Origin of the sequence: Orenia metallireducens (genome assembly GCF_003001995.1) — a bacterium.
Lineage (GTDB): Bacteria > Bacillota > Halanaerobiia > Halobacteroidales > Halobacteroidaceae > Orenia > Orenia metallireducens_B.
The window spans coordinates 12,739-31,390 of sequence record NZ_PVNB01000012.1 but is presented as its reverse complement, the minus strand read 5'-3'; the positions used below and the strand labels follow the sequence as shown (position 1 = coordinate 31,390).

Annotated in this window: 14 protein-coding genes; 1 reads left to right on the top strand and 13 read right to left on the bottom strand. The window is 33.4% G+C overall.

What is annotated here, in order from left to right; all coding sequences use genetic code 11:
* Complete coding sequence (locus tag BX659_RS09575; protein ID WP_097018024.1) at positions 1 to 1,359, top strand: methyl-accepting chemotaxis protein; 1,359 nt, start codon at positions 1 to 3, stop codon at positions 1,357 to 1,359.
* Between the two features lie 77 nt (positions 1,360 to 1,436).
* On the opposite strand, the gene BX659_RS09570 is transcribed toward BX659_RS09575, so the two are convergent.
* From BX659_RS09570 to BX659_RS19015, 13 genes are all read right to left on the bottom strand, one after another.
* The gene (locus tag BX659_RS09570) at positions 1,437 to 2,840 is read right to left on the bottom strand and encodes a [Fe-Fe] hydrogenase large subunit C-terminal domain-containing protein (protein ID WP_097018023.1); all 1,404 of its coding nucleotides are present in this window, start codon (positions 2,838 to 2,840) and stop codon (positions 1,437 to 1,439) included.
* A 121-nt stretch (positions 2,841 to 2,961) separates the two neighbouring features.
* Positions 2,962 to 4,491 (bottom strand): glycoside hydrolase family 53 protein, encoded by a 1,530-nt coding sequence (locus tag BX659_RS09565; protein ID WP_097018022.1) that lies wholly within the window; start codon positions 4,489 to 4,491, stop codon positions 2,962 to 2,964.
* A 254-nt stretch (positions 4,492 to 4,745) separates the two neighbouring features.
* Complete coding sequence (locus BX659_RS09560) at positions 4,746 to 6,041, bottom strand: carbohydrate porin (protein ID WP_097018021.1); 1,296 nt, start codon at positions 6,039 to 6,041, stop codon at positions 4,746 to 4,748.
* A gap of 370 nt (positions 6,042 to 6,411) precedes the next feature.
* The gene (locus tag BX659_RS09555) at positions 6,412 to 8,628 is read right to left on the bottom strand and encodes a glycoside hydrolase family 2 protein (RefSeq protein ID WP_097018020.1); all 2,217 of its coding nucleotides are present in this window, start codon (positions 8,626 to 8,628) and stop codon (positions 6,412 to 6,414) included.
* Between the two features lie 42 nt (positions 8,629 to 8,670).
* Positions 8,671 to 10,365: a methyl-accepting chemotaxis protein gene (locus BX659_RS09550; protein ID WP_097018019.1), complete on the bottom strand. Its 1,695-nt coding sequence runs from the start codon at positions 10,363 to 10,365 to the stop codon at positions 8,671 to 8,673.
* 43 nt (positions 10,366 to 10,408) lie between these two features.
* Positions 10,409 to 11,239: a carbohydrate ABC transporter permease gene (locus BX659_RS09545; protein WP_097018018.1), complete on the bottom strand. Its 831-nt coding sequence runs from the start codon at positions 11,237 to 11,239 to the stop codon at positions 10,409 to 10,411.
* A complete protein-coding gene (locus BX659_RS09540; protein WP_097018017.1) occupies positions 11,240 to 12,118 on the bottom strand; it encodes a carbohydrate ABC transporter permease in 879 nt (292 codons plus the stop codon).
* 76 nt (positions 12,119 to 12,194) lie between these two features.
* Positions 12,195 to 13,499, bottom strand: coding sequence for an ABC transporter substrate-binding protein (locus BX659_RS09535; RefSeq protein ID WP_097018016.1), 1,305 nt, complete (start codon positions 13,497 to 13,499; stop codon positions 12,195 to 12,197).
* Between the two features lie 187 nt (positions 13,500 to 13,686).
* Complete coding sequence (locus tag BX659_RS09530; RefSeq protein WP_097018015.1) at positions 13,687 to 14,685, bottom strand: LacI family DNA-binding transcriptional regulator; 999 nt, start codon at positions 14,683 to 14,685, stop codon at positions 13,687 to 13,689.
* Positions 14,686 to 15,151: 466 nt separating this feature from the next.
* Positions 15,152 to 15,322 carry a hypothetical protein gene (locus BX659_RS19020; RefSeq protein ID WP_172431905.1) on the bottom strand — a complete coding sequence of 57 codons (171 nt, stop codon included), beginning with the start codon at positions 15,320 to 15,322 and terminating at the stop codon, positions 15,152 to 15,154.
* 187 nt (positions 15,323 to 15,509) lie between these two features.
* A complete protein-coding gene (locus BX659_RS09525) occupies positions 15,510 to 16,676 on the bottom strand; it encodes a galactokinase (protein WP_097018014.1) in 1,167 nt (388 codons plus the stop codon).
* Between the two features lie 52 nt (positions 16,677 to 16,728).
* Positions 16,729 to 18,285 carry a UDP-glucose--hexose-1-phosphate uridylyltransferase gene (gene galT, locus BX659_RS09520; RefSeq protein ID WP_097018013.1) on the bottom strand — a complete coding sequence of 519 codons (1,557 nt, stop codon included), beginning with the start codon at positions 18,283 to 18,285 and terminating at the stop codon, positions 16,729 to 16,731.
* Between the two features lie 47 nt (positions 18,286 to 18,332).
* Positions 18,333 to 18,491 (bottom strand): hypothetical protein, encoded by a 159-nt coding sequence (locus tag BX659_RS19015; protein ID WP_172431904.1) that lies wholly within the window; start codon positions 18,489 to 18,491, stop codon positions 18,333 to 18,335.
* Positions 18,492 to 18,652: the final 161 nt, after the last annotated feature.

The following is an 18,652-nucleotide window of genomic DNA, read 5'->3' as shown; positions in this document are numbered from 1 at the left end:
ATGAATAATTCAATTCTATCTGACCATCAGTCTAAGGTGAATAAAACAGTTAATATTATTATGCCTATTTTACTATTAGGATTTATTCCACTATTAATCCTTCTAAATGGAACTAATCTCTTTAGGGATACAGTTGTCTCTATTATGGCACTATCAAGCTTTAGTTTGAGATTATTACATGGAAGTAAGTACGAACATTTATGTAAATATCTATATGGCTTAATTCTATTTATAGGAAATAACATATTTGTTGTTAATTTTGGACAAAACGTTCCCGCTGCATTATATACTTGCTTTTTGTACCTTATTGCAATTTCAATGTACTTTGATAAAAAAGCTATATATTTCTATGTAATACCTACAATTATACTGTATAGTACTGAATTTTTTATATTTGAAGATAGATTTTCACTAATCATCGACCCTACAACTTGGATATTACTAGGAGTTATCTTCTTATTTGCAGGTATTCTAGATGTCTTTTTAGTAGAAAAAGCTACTAGATTAATAAAGTTGGCAGAAGATAAGGAGTTAGAATCAAATCAATTAGCAACTAACCTAAGCACAATTATGGATAATATCAAAGATGTTATAGAAAGAACAACAGCAACTAGCCAAGAGCTATCTGCTGCTGCTGAGGAAGGTAGTGCTTCAATTGAAACAACCTCTTCTTTGATAGAGAAGATGTCAAATAATATACAAGAAATTTCTAGCAGTACTAAAGAAGTAGCTGCCTTTGCCCAAGAGGCCAACAAACAAAGTAAGACTGGTAGTAGCAATATCAAGGAGACTATACAAAGTATCGAAGATATCAGCAATTCTATTGCCAATACAGTAGTTATTATAAATAATTTGGACCAAAACTCTAAAGAGATCGGTCAGATTATAGAGTTGATTAATAATATTGCTGAACAGACTAATTTGTTAGCTCTGAATGCTGCTATCGAAGCAGCACGAGCTGGAGAACATGGTCATGGCTTTGCTGTTGTAGCCGAAGAGATTAGATCATTAGCTGAAGAGACCTCCAAGGCTACTAAAGATATTGCTAATTTAATTAAGGAAACACAAAAACAATCACAAAACAGTTTAAGTGCTGCTAAAGAAGTAGAGGATAAAGCTAAACATGGTAAAAAAATAATTCTAGAAACAGGAAAGGCCTTTGAAGTTATCAAAAACTCTATTGAAAATACCTCAATAAATGTTGAACAGACAAACTCTGCTACTCAACTTTTAGCCAAAGATAGCGATGAAGTTTTAAATGCTACCTTTGAAATTAGCAATATGTCAGATGAAATAAATCACTCTTCACAAGAGTTAACAGAATTAGCTGAAAGATTAAATGAACTGGTCAATAGATAATATTAGTTTATAGAGATGTTACGATGCTTTAATGATAAATCAATAATTGCTATCGTAACATCCACCTTATGTATCAATCACTGCTTTTCCCTGATCAATAATCTACCTACTTCATTTCCTTCATCCATCAAATCCTCTATTCTATCGGAACCTAGCTCTTGTAATATCTTAATTATATTCATATTATCAAAGGGAGTCATGATCAATGAATCCTCTCCATATTCATTTACAATCTTAGTTGCTTTATCTGTATCGATATTGGTTCTAGGTCCACCAACACAACCACCATCACAGCCCATACCTTCTACAAAGTTGGCTTCTCTCTCCTTAGCTGCTAATAAATCCTCTAATATCTGCTTACATTCCTTAACACCATCGACTTTTTTAGCCCGAAGTTTAACCAACCTTCTAGGAGCGATCCGATTTACTACTGTTTTAACAGAGAAGCTAACCCCACCAGTCCTAGCATAAACCCTGCCTGCAAAGGATGCTTGATCCTTCTCATCAGAAGGTAACTCAGCTAAGTTAATATCTAAGGCTTTAAAGATCTCATCAAGCTCACTATAAGTTAAGACAAAATCAATTGCTCCAGCCAGCTCTGGCTCCTTTGCTTCAGATTTTTTAGCAATACAAGGCCCAATAAAGACTACCTTAGAGTCGGGGTAAAGCTTTTTGAGCATTCTCCCTGATAAGACCATAGGTGAAACTGAGGGCGACATATGTTCAAAGACCTCAGGATAATTGTTCTCTACAAGTCTAATCCAGACTGGACAACAACAACTTGTTAAGAAAAAGTCATCCTCCTTCTTGACTAAATGATCAAATTCAAAGGCCTCCTTGATAGTTAACATGTCAGCAAACAAGGCTACTTCAATCATATCTTGAAAACCCATATACTTAAGAGCTGTCCTAATTTGCCCCATAGTAATATCATCACCAAATTGCCCTACAATTGAGGGAGCAACTGCTGCATAAACAGTGGTCTCTTCATCCTTCAATAGATTAGTAATAGGAAGAAACTCTATCTTATCAGCGATAGCTCCAAAGGAACAGCTGCTCACACAGCTACCACAATTTAAACACTTCTCATTGACTATTATCGGTCCTTTACTTCTCTTATACATGTGGGCTTCATACTTACAACTATTATAGCAGTCCCTCTCTTCAAGCTCCTTGCCACAGGATTCACATCTTCCTTCTATCTTAGTTACAATCGGCTTTTCTATATGATCTAAGTTCTTGATATCCTCTAATTCATAAGTAAAGGACTTACTTTGACTAGGGTTAAGACCCATTGCTACTCTGATATGATCTCTAATAAAGAGGTCATCTTCATCATTATAATCATACTTCTTCTTTATCTCTGCTACCAGCTCTTCTAAATCATCATTGGTCAACAGCTTTCCATTCCATTCCCGTTTAACGACTTCTCTAAATATTTCCATCCTCTTAGCTTGAAATTCTGTAAACTTTTCTACCATAAAAATCACCTTTTCCTTCGCTTTACTCCTATTTTGCCCTATTTACCATTAAAAATTAGCTTATTATTAAAAATAAAAATTGCCCCCATGAAATCTGAGGACAATTTTAAAGAATTAATACTTAATTATCTATTACCTTATTAAAGACATCTAAAGAAGGTAATGCATTACCTTTAAAATCAAACAGTGCTTGATTTTCATATCCATTACCATATTCTTCACCAGCTTTCCAAGTGGCACCTTCGGAAGGAATTAATTCTCCCCCCCAATAAAAGATTCCAAGACCCTTATTATCAGGGACTTCATTGACTACTTCCATTACTTCTCTAACCAGATCAGCTTGGCCTTGAATACTTGGAGTTGGTAGATATCGACCATCATCAAGTGCAGCAATTGTATCAAGTCTCTCTTGATCCAGATGATTTGGCTCATCATCAGCTCCTTCTAATGTAAAGCCATAAGATGTCTCTACAACTGCAACTTCATAACCTCTATTCGCTAAGGCTGTCATCTCCTGTAAAAGGTTAGTCCACCCCGTATAATTATCACGAAGCCCTCCATGCTTCTCCCAATAAGGATAATAAGAAATTCCTACTACATCAAACCCTATAACGCCGGCTTTCTCTTCAAGATCTTTAATGAACCAGTCAACTCCTTCTCCAGCATCTGCTTTATGAATGACTGATTTTATTTCTTCCCCTGTCTCTGCTTCTATCTGATCAATAGCATCTAAACCCTCTTGTAATAATGCACCAAATCCACTCCAGCCCCCGATAACATCTTCAGTATAATCAGGAAACTCATCTAGATATGGCCATAACATTCCATCAGGCCACAACATACCGTTATTCACTTCATTTCCAATCTGCACCATATCAGGCAGAGCACCTGCAGTATTTAATTCATTAAGAGAATTATAGGTAAAATCATAAATTGCTTGCTTTAATTCTTCAAAGCTTAGCTCTTCCCACGCAGCAGGTTTATTTTGCTTTCCTGGATCTGCCCAGAAGTCACTATAATGAAAATCTAAGAATACTTTCATCTCTAAATCCTTTGCTCGCTTGGCTAATTCTTTTACTGTTTCCAGATCAGTCTCTCCTCCACCTTTTCCAGATGGATCATTCCATAATCTTAACCTAATGTAGTTAACACCACGACCTTTTAATATTTCTAGTAAATCTTTTTCTTCTCCATTTTCATAATACTTTCCGCCACTCTCCTCAATTGCTTTTAGTGCAGAAACATCCATCCCTCTAATAAAATCATCACTTACACCACTAATCGGTTCAATTTGAACCCTTTCTGTTACTGTAAAGCTTATCTCCTCTGAATTTGAAGTCAGCACTACTTTTGAGGGAATAAAGGTATATTGATTACTATCATCTACTGGAGTTACTGTTACTTCTCCTTTTAATCCAGTTGCCGACCACATATCTTCTTCATCTAATTCAGAAGTACTATCTTCTATCTCATTTCCTGATATCTTCACTTTTATTTTACTTAGATCTATATCATTAGTTTCTGCTATAACTTGACCGTTAATATTATAGCTGCTATTTTCTGCAGCACTAACATCATCTTTGTCTGAAGAACAAGCAACTGATATTACAAGTAATCCCGCTACTAACAATAATACTAATAATTTTTTCATCCTCTTACCTCCACAATATTATTTTAGCAAAATTATAATATTATAGTCTTATAAGGCTGATAAAAGATTTAGTCTTCTTTGCATTAAAGGCTTTAATTATATACTTATATAACATATCACTACTAGTTACCAATTAACTTAGATAATTTAATATTAAAGGGAAGCCTATAATAAAATAAGATATCTAACCTTATTATTTTAAGCTTCCCCTAATATCACCTAATTTCCTGTCTTATTAAACAACTTCTAGCTTATTACCACCATAGCTCTGTTTGAAAACCATAAGTCATACCACTCTCGCCTGCTTTATACTCAGCACTTCCACCATCCAAATCAACATCATCACTAACAGTAGCATAAGTAACAAATGCACGTAATTGTGGACGTGACCAGAAATCACTCTCCCAAGTAATCGTTGGAGCTACTGTAAACTTATTAATTGTTTGGGCATCATCCCAAGTATCTTGATCTTGATATTCAAAACCATATTCATATTGCATTGCAAAAGTATCATTATAGAAGTGCTCCAATCTAGCACCTACTGAAATAGTATTAATATCATTATCATCTCTATCATCCATTTGATAGATAAATTCAGGCATAATCTGTGTCTTATCACTTATATTACCGACACCATAAGTTAATAATCTAATACTTTGAGGATCATCAGTATCTAACCATGTTCCATCAGGACCGCCTAAACTAGCCCCTAATCTATTTCCATACTGAATTGCAAACTTACTAAATCCTGGTAATAAGTTATAGAAGTCACCTTTATTATATACTGCTGCTAAGCCTAAACCATACTCATCATAGTCATTATCCTTAGCCCAAGATGGAGTAACTGCAAAATCCATAGTACCATTTAATACCTTAACACCTTTTAATCTAATATCAATATTCTGCTGTGAAATTTCTCCTAGGTCATATCTAACATCTGAATCATGTCCACGACCAATAAAGGCAATATCAAAAGTTCCTAAATCAGTTTTAAGATTTTCAATTCCTGCTCCATATCCATCCATTGCCCGCCATTTGAAATCTATAATATGGATGTCATCACGACCATAAAATCTCTGTCCTACCCAAATGCTAGAATTTTCTGGAAGATAGCTAAGATTACCAGCCTCTACATAAGCATTACTAAGTAATCCAGTAGCACCATCAGTCTCCCAAGTTGAGTCTCCATGATTTTGATTAGTAAGTAAGAATTGTGCTCTCATCCAAGAACCATTTTCTTTAGTCCACTTCTTAGAAAATGTCTGCTCTACATAAGTATCTACTTCATTTCCCAATCTAAAATGCCCTAACCCAAAATCAGAATCAAAATTACTATTTGCTGCACCACCATTGATAGACATTGTATACCCTGCTCGAGCATAACCATTATATTCAAATCCATCTTCTAGGATAGATAGTTTTTCCTCAACTTGAGTCAGTCTCTGCTCAACAGATTCATCTGCATAAGCTCCTCCACTTAATAGTAACAGAACCAAGCTTAGTAACATAAGATTAAAAAGAGAACTTCCTATTTTTTTCTTTGCCAACATTACTTATCTCCTCCTTAAAATTAATCATCGACTCTTAATATAATCGAAACTTATATTATTAGCTTATTAATTCTCAATTAAGCACTAATAAGCTAATAAATCAAAAGTTTAATCCTGTAAAAATATCAATATTAAAATAATATTGATTAATTTATTGAATCATGGGGAATTGATTCTAATAAAAGATTTCTTAAGTCTAGTATTTGCTTTAGCACCTTACTTAATTTATTAAAGAAAGTTATAAACTTATAAAAGGATGATTCTAACCAATAAGTGTTACACCCCCTTTCTATTAATGGTTTAATTATATTATTATAAACTTTATATAAACTTATAGCCTTATAAAGTTGATTATCTCGTTAATTTATCTTTAAACTACATCAATCTCAATCTGCTTAATATGGTCTTCTACCTTTACTTTAAGTTCTATCTTTCCAGCTGCTCCAGAAGTCTTAAGCCAAGTCGATAGACTTCCACCATGAAGAGTGGTCAACTTCGGTCCAATGATCTCACCAACACCTGTTATTTCCAACTCTACTATACCATTATAGAACTTCAACTGATTATTCTGATTATCGACAGCTTTAATCACAACTCTTGTTGCATCCCAATCACCACTATTTAACTGATAGTCATCTGCAACTACTTCTATATCAGCCAAATAGGATTCACAAGACAATTTCTTATTAATGACTTCAACACCATTGTAATAGCCAATGAATTTAGCATCTTGCCAAGTTTTACCCCATTGACTACCAAAATCCTCAATAATAATTGGTGGATACTCTAAAGCTTTAAATTTCTGATCATCTGGATAATAGGTTCCATAGAGTTCATCACCATAATAAAAATTAACCTTATCACAATTGGTAGCAATCACCAACGGATTAATAATTGCTTCACTTCTCTCTCCTCTAGTCCAAACTGTAATTGGTTCTAATACTGTTTCTACTTCTGGTGAGACTTGAGAATGATAGACATAGGCAGCAAACTTAGGTATTCTAAATATATCCATTACACCATGATAACAGATTCTATCTTCTGAACCAAAATCTCTGTGAGTATTATAGTCAAAGGCACACCAACCAATCACACCAGAGATATAATCATCTAAATTACCTTGGTTTAAGATCTTATAATGCCTTAAAGTATGCTCTGTCTGCCTCTCCTCTGTATCATATCTTCTAGTTGGATACATATGTCCAGAGTACTCTGTAACTAAATAAGGTACCTTCTTAGATAAGCCAGTTACCTCTTCTTGCTCTCTTAAAATAGTCTCTCCATTACCCAAGATAAAATCATTGAAGGTATATACATCCTCTAGTAATTCACTATCAGTAATACACCTCACCCCTCCGGTCTGTCTAGTAGGGTCTAACTCTTTAGCAATCCTATTTGTATCTATATAAAAATCATGGTCATCAGCTGATTCATTAATTCTTACTCCCCATAGAATAATTGATGGTCTATTAAAATCTCTCTTTATCATCTCTCTTATGTTCTCTTTAGCTACCTCTTTCCACTCATCATCACCGATATGCTGCCAGCCTGGTAATTCTTCAAAAACCAATAATCCAATCTCATCACATCTATCTAGAAAATGTTTTGATTGGGGATAATGGGAGGTTCTGACTAAATTCAATCTTAAAAAATCCTTTAAAATATCGGCATCCTTCTTCTGGATTCTTTCAGGCATTGCATAGCCAACATAAGGATAGGATTGATGCCTGTTCATTCCTTTGATCTTTACTTTTTCTCCATTTAGATAAAATCCTTCTGCCTTAAACTCCGCTGTTCTAAAACCAATTCTTCTCTGATCTTTATCTAGACTCCTTAACTCAACCTCTAATTGATATAACTTAGGATTATCTATATCCCACAGTTCTATATCCTCTAAATTTTCTAATTCTAGTGAAATAACTTCCTCCAGTTTACCACTTAAGCTATAGTCTATGCTCTTCTCTTCAATAACCCTGTCACCATCTTTGAGGGTTACAGCTATAGGAATTACTGCTGTAGCTGCTTCACTATTGGCTATAGCTATATCTACATCAACCCTCTTCTTATCCTCTAATACATCAGTAGGCTTAGCAAAGATATTCTCGATAAACACCTTATCAACTACCTTCAGCTCAACCTCTCTATAGATTCCACCATAGGTCAAATAATCTATCTTGTCCCCAAAAGGGGGAATATCTGCTCTCTCTGTAGAATCAACTACAACTGACAAAGTATTATTAGCCTCAAATTTCACAGCTGAATTCAATAATATTTCAAAGCCTGTATATCCTCCCTTATGCTCTCCTAGATATTCTCCATTTAAGAAGACCTTAGCATAAGTCATAACACCTTCAAATTTGATGAAGATATTCTGATCTCTATACTCTTTGGGAATAAAGATATCTTTTTGATAAAAGGAGACAAATTGATAATCCTTCTCCTTGGTGTAATTAAAAGGAAGCGTTTTATTAGCATGTGGGATATTTACAATCTCACATATCTCATCATTATATTCAGTCCTTAGATACTCTTGCTTATAATCACTGATATATCTCCAATCTCTATTTAATGAAATTATTCTCCTCATATGTTTACCTCCAGCTCAGTTTATAACTACTAAAGACTATACTTAATCTAAATTAAACCTCTCTACTATATTATTTAAGTTACTTGCCATAACTGACAATTCATCCATAGAAGTAGATATCTGCTGTATAGTTGCCGATTGCTCTTCTGTCATTACAGATACTCCTGCACTTTTAGAGTAAATTTCTTTCCCTAAATTAGCCACTTCTCTTATCTGGTTGGCAATTAACTTAATTTTGCTATCTATTTTATTAAAGGTCTCTTTAGCTTGAACCAAGCTTTGAGCACCTGCTTCAACCTCTAAATTATTCTTTTGAATACTAGTTACTACGTTGTCTGTATTAGCAGTAACCCTATCTATGATACTTCTAATGTCACCAACTGAATTTTTAGTTCTAGCAGCCAACCCTCTAATCTCATCTGCTACAACAGCAAAACCAGAACCATGCTTCCCCCTACGGGTTCCGCTAGAACCCTCCGTAATAAAATTTGCCCTAGCAGCTTCTATAGATGCATTTAAAGCCAATAAATTGGTCTGCTCAGCAATTTCAGAGATCACCTCTACTATCTTAACCACCTCTTCAGTCTCAGCATTAAGCTCAACCATCCTGCTTGTTGATTTTTGTGAAGAGTTAATTATTTTATTCATCTTACCTTCTGTATCTTGTATCTCTTGGAATCCAGTTCCAACAAGCTCAACACTCTTGTCTATAAGATTACTTATATCAGTTGATACTTTTGCTAACTTATTGCTAGTTAAAACAAAGTCTTTAACTACATCTGCAACATCCTCTATTGAAGCACTATTCTCTTCAGTAGCAGCAGATATTTCTTCGGTAGTTACTAAAGTATTATTAGAAGCATTTAATGTCTTATAGATAACCTCTTTTAAGTTATCTATCATCATATTAATTGACTTAGCCAGTAATCCAATTTCATCTTTGCCCTTATAATTTAACTTTTCCACAGCTAGATTGCCCTTAGCTATTTCATTACTGACTTTTATAACTTTTTTCAAATTATTTTTAATTCGGGTACTTATTATTAAAATTAGTACAAACCCCAGTACCGAAGAGATGATAATAGCAGATATTAAAGTTATGATTGTCATTTTTATCTTTTCTTTAGAACCTTTAGCAATAACCTCTCTATCTTCTATTAAAATTTCTTTAGCTGTCTCTAATAAGAATATATTTTGATTTGCATTTTCAAATCCTTTTGATAGATTTGAGTTTACACTCCAGCTATTTAACTTAGAATTCTCTTTAAATAAGGGGACAATCTTTTTTAAAAAAACCTCATTAAAATTCTCATCATACTCTTGAATAGTATTAAAAAGTCTTTTTAATTTTTCATTATTTACTTCCCTGTTGAGTTTGTCTTTCAAGCCGTCATACTCTGTCTTAATCTTATTAAACTCTAGCAAATTGGCCTGACGATTGTTATAATTCTCTCCACTTGAATTTTGCTCATTAAAATCATTAATATAATTTATTACTATTGTTTTCTTCTGCATCATCAAACTTTCCATTTTAGAGATAGTAATTAATTCATTTCCTATCTCCTTAACCTTGTTATTTTCAGCTTTAATATCCAATAATAAGGTAAGGATAATTGTAAATGAAACGAAAAATAATAAGATTACGAAAAATAATGAAGCCATATATTTGCTCATAATAGTCCAATCATTAATTCTAAAAATTTTCAGAAAATAATTAGAAATTTTATCTTTATTCATCTTCTCACTCCTTTTAGCAATTTTGGAGTTCGAATATCAAACTCTATCCCTTAACTGAACCATTAAACATCCCTGATACAAACTGCTTCTGGAAGAAGATAAATAGTATTGCTATTGGAATAATTCCAATAACTGACCCTACCATGATCGGTCCGTACTTGGTAACCTGACCTGGTGCTACTAACATTGACAGCATCAAAGGCATAGTAAATTTCTCTTGAGTATTCATAACTATTAATGGCCACATAAAATTACCCCATTGCTGTAAAAAGGTTATTATTGCTAAAGCTGCACAGGCAGGTAACATATTGGGTAATACAATTTTAAAGAATATTCCTAACTCACTACAGCCATCTACACGAGCTGACTCAATCAGCTCCTCTGGAAAAGCAAACATCTGCTGTCTCATTAAAAACACACCAAAAGGAGTAACTAAGTATGGAATTATCAGAGCTTTATAACTATTAATCCATCCTAACTTCATCATAATAATAAATAGTGGAACGATTGTAACTTGATATGGAATCATCATCGTTAATAAGATAATCGCAAATAAAATTTTGCTACCTTTAAAATGAAATTTTGAAAAGGCATAGCCTGCTAAAGCAGATAATAAAACTATACTTGCGGTAGTAACTGTTGAAACAAATAAGCTATTGAAAAGACCATTCCAGATAGGCATCTGATCCAATAACATTGAAAGATTATCTAGGAAATTACCAGCTGGTATCATCTTGGGAGGCGTTTTAAATATCTGAGCTTCATTTAAGGTTGAAGCTGTCAACATCCAATAAAAGGGATAGATCGAGATAACTAAACCTAAGCCAAGAAAAATATATACTAATATTTTTGTAAATTCTTTTTTATTATTCATTTAAATCTCCCCTCCGTCAGATACTTTTAATTGTATATATGATAGGATACCTATTATCGTTGTAACAATATAAGCTCCAGCAGAAGCTAAACCAAACTTAAATGATCCAAAAGCCCGATCATAAATATAATATATAGCTGTTAAAGTTTCATTATTGGGACCACCTTTAGTTAACATATAAGGCTCTGTAAACAATTGAAGTGTCCCAATAGTAGATAAGATCATACAAAAGAGTAATACAGGCTTTAACATCGGTATGGTAATCTTAAAGAAGGTATCTATTTTATTGGCTCCATCAATAGTAGCTGCTTCATAGATAGTCCCTGGTATCGACTGTAATCCTGATAATATGATGATGCTATTGTAGCCAGTCCACCTCCAGGTCATAGCTATAGCTATCATTACCTTAGCCCAAATACCATTACTAAACCATGGTATCCCCTTCATTCCAATAGAAGTAAGGAATTGATTGATTATCCCATAACGTTCATTGAACATTAAAGAGAATACAAGAGAATAAGTAACAAGATCTATAATAACTGGAACAAAAAAACCTAAGCGAAATAATGCTTTATACTTGGTATGTTTAGAATTAATTAAAACAGCAACAACACAGGCTAACAACAGCATAATAGGAACCTGAATAACTAATATCTGTCCTGTATTCAATAATGATTTCCAAAACACCGGATCAGTCAATAAATAAAGATAATTTTGAATACCTACAAACTCTAAACCGCCTGATGTCCATTTACTAAAACTAAGAACCAATGAATAAAAGATTGGGTATAGAAAAAAGACTATAAATAACATAAAAAATGGTGCTATGAATAAATAAGGGCTTATATTCTTCATATTCTTACGAAAAAAATCTTTCATATTCTTTTCCTCCTAGTTTGGATTCTATAATATTTTTAAGTCCCCCTCTTGAAAATTCAAGAGGGGAGTAAAAATATTATTTGCTAACTGGTAAACCACTCGCTTTAGAAGCAGCCTTTTCAGCATCTTTAAAAGCCTCTTTAATATCTTTTTTCCCATTTAATATCTGCCCAAAAGCAGTTTCTAATGGTCGAGAGACATCATAAAAGTGCTCTCCAAATTTCATAGCCGGAATATCAGTAGCTAATTCACTGAACCTTTTAGCTAAAGAGAAGCCAAAGTACTTATCTACAGTAGCAAAGGATTCTGATTTATAGAATGGTTTCCAAGCTGGGAATAGTCCATAGTCCATCTGAATTTTCTGCCCTTCTTCTGTTAACAATAAGTATTTTAAGAATTTCCACGCAGCCTCTGGATGCTCAGATTGTGTTGTTACTGCAAAAACCGATCCACCAAGATTGGCTTGATTTGGTCCACCTTCAGTAAATGCAGGTAATGGCATAATACCCCACTTGCCAGCTTGGTCAGCTGCTTGGGTCTTAACAGTACCAGCCCACCAGATTGGATAAACTATTGTAGCAGTCTCACCATTAACTACTGCACGAACTCTATCATTCCATGATGGTGAATCAACAACTAAATCTTTCTCTTTTAACTCTTTGACTAATTTCATTGCTTTAATATTAGCCTCATTGGTAAAATCAATCTTACCTTGCTCATCATAAAAACGTCCACCTAATTGATTAGCTATCATCTGCCAGAAATCATAGGTCTCATTACTTGTTAAAGAGAACGTAGTCATTTTTACTCCATCTAACTTACTTTGCAATTTCTTTCCGGCTTTCATGAATTTGTCCCAAGTTGTTAAATTATCTGGATTAATTCCAGCTTCTTCAAAATAATCTTTACGATAATAAACTGCAGTTGGAGCAATATCAACTGGGATAGCATATATTTTACCATCTTTAGTTGAAGCACCCCATCCAGCATCAGAAAATTCATCTTTTCTAGGCATTAATTCATCACTTAAGTCAACGAATTGATCAGGAAATTTACCCATGAAGTTCGCAAAATCTCTCATTTGAACCGCAACAATATCAGGTGCTCCTATCCCAGCAGTTAGTGCTGGAACAATTGAGTCATAACTATTAGAAACTCTTCGCACATTAACTTTAACCTCTGATTGACTTTTATTAAACTTTTCTGCAGCTTCCTCTAAAGCATCAGCTTGCAAGTTCCAAGATGCAATAGAAATCTCAGCAGGTTTACCCTTTTCATTATCATTAGCACCTGTGTTACTAGCACCTTTATTACCACACCCACTTACAATGATACTTAACGCTAACAATCCAACTAGAATCATTATTGAATATCTTTTCATTCTCTCACTCTCCTAATTAAGTTATTTAGATTCCAAAACCTTATAAACTTATAGGATTAAATTGGTTGTATCTATTCTTTAAAATTAAGCCATATGTTTTCTTATAGTCTTATGATCTCTTATACTCCCTTATGATCTTATAATCTCTTATTTAAACCGGTTTAATTAAACCGGTTTAAATAAGAGATTATTCTAATTTAGAACTGGAATCCCGTTCAATTAATTTTACTTGATAATTGATGAAATAATCTTCTTTTTCCACTTCTTTGCCAGCTATTAATTTCAATAATATTTCAGCTGCTTTCTTACCCATCTTCTTTTTAGGAATATCTATAGTTGTTAAAGAAGGACTATAATATTTGGCTACATCTATATTATCAATACCACATACTGAGAAATCCTTTGGAATATTAAAATCAAATTTTATTAGAGTCTGCATTAATCCAATAGCTGTTTCATCATTAAAACAGATAATACCTGTTGGCTTATCTTCTAAATTATTTAACATAAAACCTGCTTTGACCCCAGATTCAAATGCATGATATTTATCAAAAATATAATCTTTATTAATCTCACAGCCAAACTCTAACATCGCATCTTTAAAACCAGCATATCTCTCTTCATCTTTTCTACCAATATAAGCAATCTTTTTATGACCCAACTTTATCAAATGGCGAGTTATTTGATAACCACCATCCTTTAAATTAGATTTTACTATAGGTATAATTCCACCATCATCACCTATTCTATCAATATAAACAACAGGTATATGGTTAGATGCAAGTTCAGTTATAAAACTATTATTTACTTCTGTTAAACATGTAAAGATAGCCCCATCAACCATTCCACTTCTAAACATATCTATATATTTTTTCTCTTCTTTGGGATCATTTTGTGTTCCACATAAAATAATACTATAATCTGATTCATTTAATTTCATCTTTATAGCTTGTGCCAAATCAGCAAAAAAAGGATTATTTATCTCTGGTACAACTAAACCAATAATCTTAGTTGACTTTTTGGTTAATGCTTTTGCCCTAGCATCTGGAATGTAATTAAGTTCTCTAGCTATCTTCTGAACCTTCTTTAGTGTATCGATATTAACTTTATCACTATTATTAAGTGCTAACGAAGCTGTAGCAGCAGAAACCCCTGCTTCCTTAGCCACATCTCTTAAAGTTACCATATTATCATATTCCTTTCACTTAAACCGGTTTAGTTATTATTAAAAATAAAAGATACCATTATATGTTAATCAGCAATCTTCTTAGACACTAATTTTAAATGAGAATTGACAAATCAGCTATTTTTTCATCTGATTTCTATTTTGCCCTATTTGTCATTCAAAATTAGCTTTATTAGAATAAAAGCGACTAATCCATCAATTATATCCTATCTATTATTTAACATATAATTATAATCTTATATTTTATTTCTGACATTCTCTTATCTTCTCAACCTAATAAGCCTCTTGTAAGGTAAAGTAACTTACATTTTCAGAGAAACTTAATTAATTAAATAAAGTAAGAAATCTAAAAAAAACAATACAATTGCTTATGTTATTAATTACATTTATTAGATATATTATAGTATACATTGATGGTGTTGTCAAATATTATTTTACATCTATAGATTCAATGTATTATTTAACATCAATTTGCCTTCATCCCTAAATACAATTTATAAGTAGTTGACTTATTTTGACTAAGGTTAAGCATCATTGCTACTTTGATACTATCCCTAATAAATAGATCATCTTTATCATTATAAGCATACTTTTCTTTTATCTCTGCTAACAACTCTTCCAAATCATCATTAATCAATAGCTTACCATTTTACTATTAAAAATTAGCTTATTATTGAAAATAAAATTCCTTCAGGAATTCCAGAAGGAATTTTATAATATTCTTATTTTTTTATTTTAAAATTAATACATTCTTTATAAAATTACACATATCTAAAAATCTATTTATTAAAATAATTCACCTATCAGTTCTATACCTTAAAAAGTTAAACGCTAATCACTTCATGGGCTCCATCTTCTATATTACAAATATAGATATCAGTCTCAATCCCTGTCTTCTCTTGATAATTCTTAGCTACTCTCTCTTTAAATTCAGCTACTGCATCCTTTTTAACTAAACTTACCACACATCCTCCAAAACCTGCTCCTGTCATCCTTGCACCTAAGACACCCTCAACACCCAAGGCTAAATCAACAATAATATCCAACTCTTTACAACTAACCTCATATAAATCTCTTAAGCTTTCATGGGACTTAATCATCAACTCTCCAACTTTATTCAAATCATCCTGAGCAAAGGCTTCAATAGTATCTTGAACACGTTTATTTTCATAAATAACATGCTCTGCTCTCTTTTTAATAACCTCTTCTAATCCATTCTTATACTCTTCAAACTCCTTGATATCAACATCTCTTAATGCCTGAATCTCTCTATCTAACACATTATTAAAATAGTCAACAGCTTTAGCACATTCTCTTAAGCGTTGATTATAAGCTGAATCCACTAGGCTATGTTCTACATTAGTATTAGCTATTACTATCTTAATCTCACTTGTATCGATTGGAACTAACTTATACTCATGAGAGCGACAATCCACGAATAGAGCATTATCCTGTTGACCTAATGCAGAGATAAATTGATCCATAATCCCACAATTAACTCCCACAAATTTGTTTTCAGCCTTCTGACAAAGCTTAGCTATCTCTACTCTATCTAACTCAAAACCACTTAGCACTTGAAAAGCCAGCGCTGTAGCCACTTCTAAAGCAGCCGAAGAACTTAGCCCTGCTCCTTGTGGGATAGTTCCTGTCAAGACTAAATTCATTCCCTGTAGCTGATACCCCTCATCTAATATCATTTGAGCTACACCCTGTAAATAATTAATCCAATTTTCTTCTTCACTATATTGAATATTATCTAAGGAGAATGACCCTTCTGTTTTATAATCTAGAGAATAGATTTTAACCTCTTTATCCTCTCGCTTTTGAGCCACTATACTAATATCTCTATCAATAGCAATTGGTAAGACAAATCCGTCATTATAATCGGTATGCTCCCCAATTAGATTAACCCGTCCTGGGGCTTTAACATATTTAATTGGACTACCATTATCTCCAAAATAATCAATGAATATTTTTTTTAATCCTTCCATCTAATTCCCTCCCCATTTATCTTCTATATAATTAATTTTTATTTGACTTGATTTAATTGCTATCATCCATTCCTATACTCCTTAAAAATTCTCTAAAGCCTTCCTTACCAGCCTCATCTCGTTTGAAGACCCCTGCATGCTCAAGCACTTTCATAAACTTCATTCCTACTTCTCTTTCTAAGGTATCTTTAGCCTCTGTTGCTTCTAAATTACTACCATAACTCTCTACCATTTCTGCTATCCAATCAACATGCTTAGCTATATCCTCTTTATTTAGGATATCCTCTCGGTCAAAGACTTCTTCTCCAGTTAGGTACCTTGCTACCTCTTCTAACTCCTGCTTCAATCTACCTGGTAATACCGCTAATCCCATCACCTCTATTAAACCTATATTCTCTTTTTTGATGTGATGTAGCTCTTGATGGGGATGGAAGATACCATCTGGATATTCTTTAGAAGTCCTATTATTCCGTAGGACTAAATCCAATTCAAAGACTCCATCCTTCTTGCGAGCAATTGGAGTTATAGTGTTATGGGGCTCTTTCTCTCCCTCTACTTCTGAAAAAGCTACTATACCTCTAGCTTGATCACTATAAGTTCTCCACTCTTTTAAAATAGTCGTTGCTAATGCAATCAATTTCTCCTTATCCTCTGAACTTAATCTCAGTACAGACATCGGCCAATTTACTATACCTGTCTTTACCTCTATAAACTCTGGATGAGTGAACTCTTCCTCAGCCTCTGCTCTTTCCATAGGAAAGATATGATGTCCTCCTTGGAAATGGTCATGGCTTAAAATCGAACCACCTACTAAAGGTAAGTCAGCATTTGAACCTAAGAAATAATGAGGAAGTTGATCTACAAAATCAAGTAGATTGACAAAAGTATCCTTATCTATTCTCATTGGCTCATGTTTTTCAGAAAAAACTATTGAATGTTCATTATAATAGACATAGGGTGAATATTGTAAAAACCACTGCTTATCATTTAAAGTAATTGGAATAACTCTGTGGTTTTGACGAGCAGGATGATTTACTCTACCTGGATATCCTACATTTTCAAAGCATAAAAAACACTTAGGATAACTACTCTGCTTCATCTGCTTAGCAGCAGCAATCGCTTTAGGGTCTTTTTCTGGCTTAGATAGATTAACAGTTATCTCTAAATCACCATAATCGGTTTTAGCCAACCAATGCATATTCTTAGCTATTCTATCTCTACGGATATAGTTGGAGTCTTGGGATAGGTTATAGAAATAATCTGTAGCTTCTCTTATATCCTCTTCAGCTCTAGTCCAAAACTCCTTTACTACTTCAGATTCCCGAGGCATCATCAATCCCATAATCTCAGTATCTAATAGATCCCGATAGGTTATTGTATTATCTTCTAAAATTCCTTTCTCCGCTGCATAATCAAGCATATTATCTAAAATTTCTTGAGGGGAATCACCAACTTCATAATCAACCTCTCCCTCATAAGGCTCTGGCAACTCTAATAAATCCATAATACTATTTCTTATAGGAACTAGGTCCCATTTAGCCAATAATCCTTTTTCCTCTCCATACTTTAGTAACTTTTCTATCTCTAAAGCAATATTAATCTTAGCCATCTCTTCAACCTCCTTATTTTAATATGTTCAACCAACAAAAATTCTTTTTAACTGGCAACATAATTATATCCACAATAAGGGCAACCATCTTCTTTAGCAGCCTTTTTATACTTAGATTTAATTTTAACTCGGCATTTGGGACAAATTCTAGTCCCATCTTCATTCTTTCCCATACCATAATACCTTACACGTCCTCTAATCTGCATTATAGCCCCTCCCCTTATAGATGTATAAACTTAAACTTTAGATAGATATTAAAACACTTTGCTTATTAGGTAGACAGGTGGTAGGCGGTTAAGAACTGTCTAACTATCTAAACATCCAAAGTGTCGCAATATATCAATATAACGCCGTGTGCTCGTAGAAG

Bases quoted from the DNA above. Each gene is read 5' to 3' on its own strand.
- BX659_RS09575 (WP_097018024.1), top strand. From the start codon at position 1: ATGAATAATTCAATTCTATCTGACCATCAGTCTAAGGTGAATAAAACA.
- BX659_RS09570 (WP_097018023.1), bottom strand. From the start codon at position 2,840: ATGGTAGAAAAGTTTACAGAATTTCAAGCTAAGAGGATGGAAATATTT.
- BX659_RS09565 (WP_097018022.1), bottom strand. From the start codon at position 4,491: ATGAAAAAATTATTAGTATTATTGTTAGTAGCGGGATTACTTGTAATA.
- BX659_RS09560 (WP_097018021.1), bottom strand. From the start codon at position 6,041: ATGTTGGCAAAGAAAAAAATAGGAAGTTCTCTTTTTAATCTTATGTTA.
- BX659_RS09555 (WP_097018020.1), bottom strand. From the start codon at position 8,628: ATGAGGAGAATAATTTCATTAAATAGAGATTGGAGATATATCAGTGAT.
- BX659_RS09550 (WP_097018019.1), bottom strand. From the start codon at position 10,365: ATGAATAAAGATAAAATTTCTAATTATTTTCTGAAAATTTTTAGAATT.
- BX659_RS09545 (WP_097018018.1), bottom strand. From the start codon at position 11,239: ATGAATAATAAAAAAGAATTTACAAAAATATTAGTATATATTTTTCTT.
- BX659_RS09540 (WP_097018017.1), bottom strand. From the start codon at position 12,118: ATGAAAGATTTTTTTCGTAAGAATATGAAGAATATAAGCCCTTATTTA.
- BX659_RS09535 (WP_097018016.1), bottom strand. From the start codon at position 13,499: ATGAAAAGATATTCAATAATGATTCTAGTTGGATTGTTAGCGTTAAGT.
- BX659_RS09530 (WP_097018015.1), bottom strand. From the start codon at position 14,685: ATGGTAACTTTAAGAGATGTGGCTAAGGAAGCAGGGGTTTCTGCTGCT.
- BX659_RS09525 (WP_097018014.1), bottom strand. From the start codon at position 16,676: ATGGAAGGATTAAAAAAAATATTCATTGATTATTTTGGAGATAATGGT.
- galT (WP_097018013.1), bottom strand. From the start codon at position 18,285: ATGGCTAAGATTAATATTGCTTTAGAGATAGAAAAGTTACTAAAGTAT.
- BX659_RS19015 (WP_172431904.1), bottom strand. From the start codon at position 18,491: ATGCAGATTAGAGGACGTGTAAGGTATTATGGTATGGGAAAGAATGAA.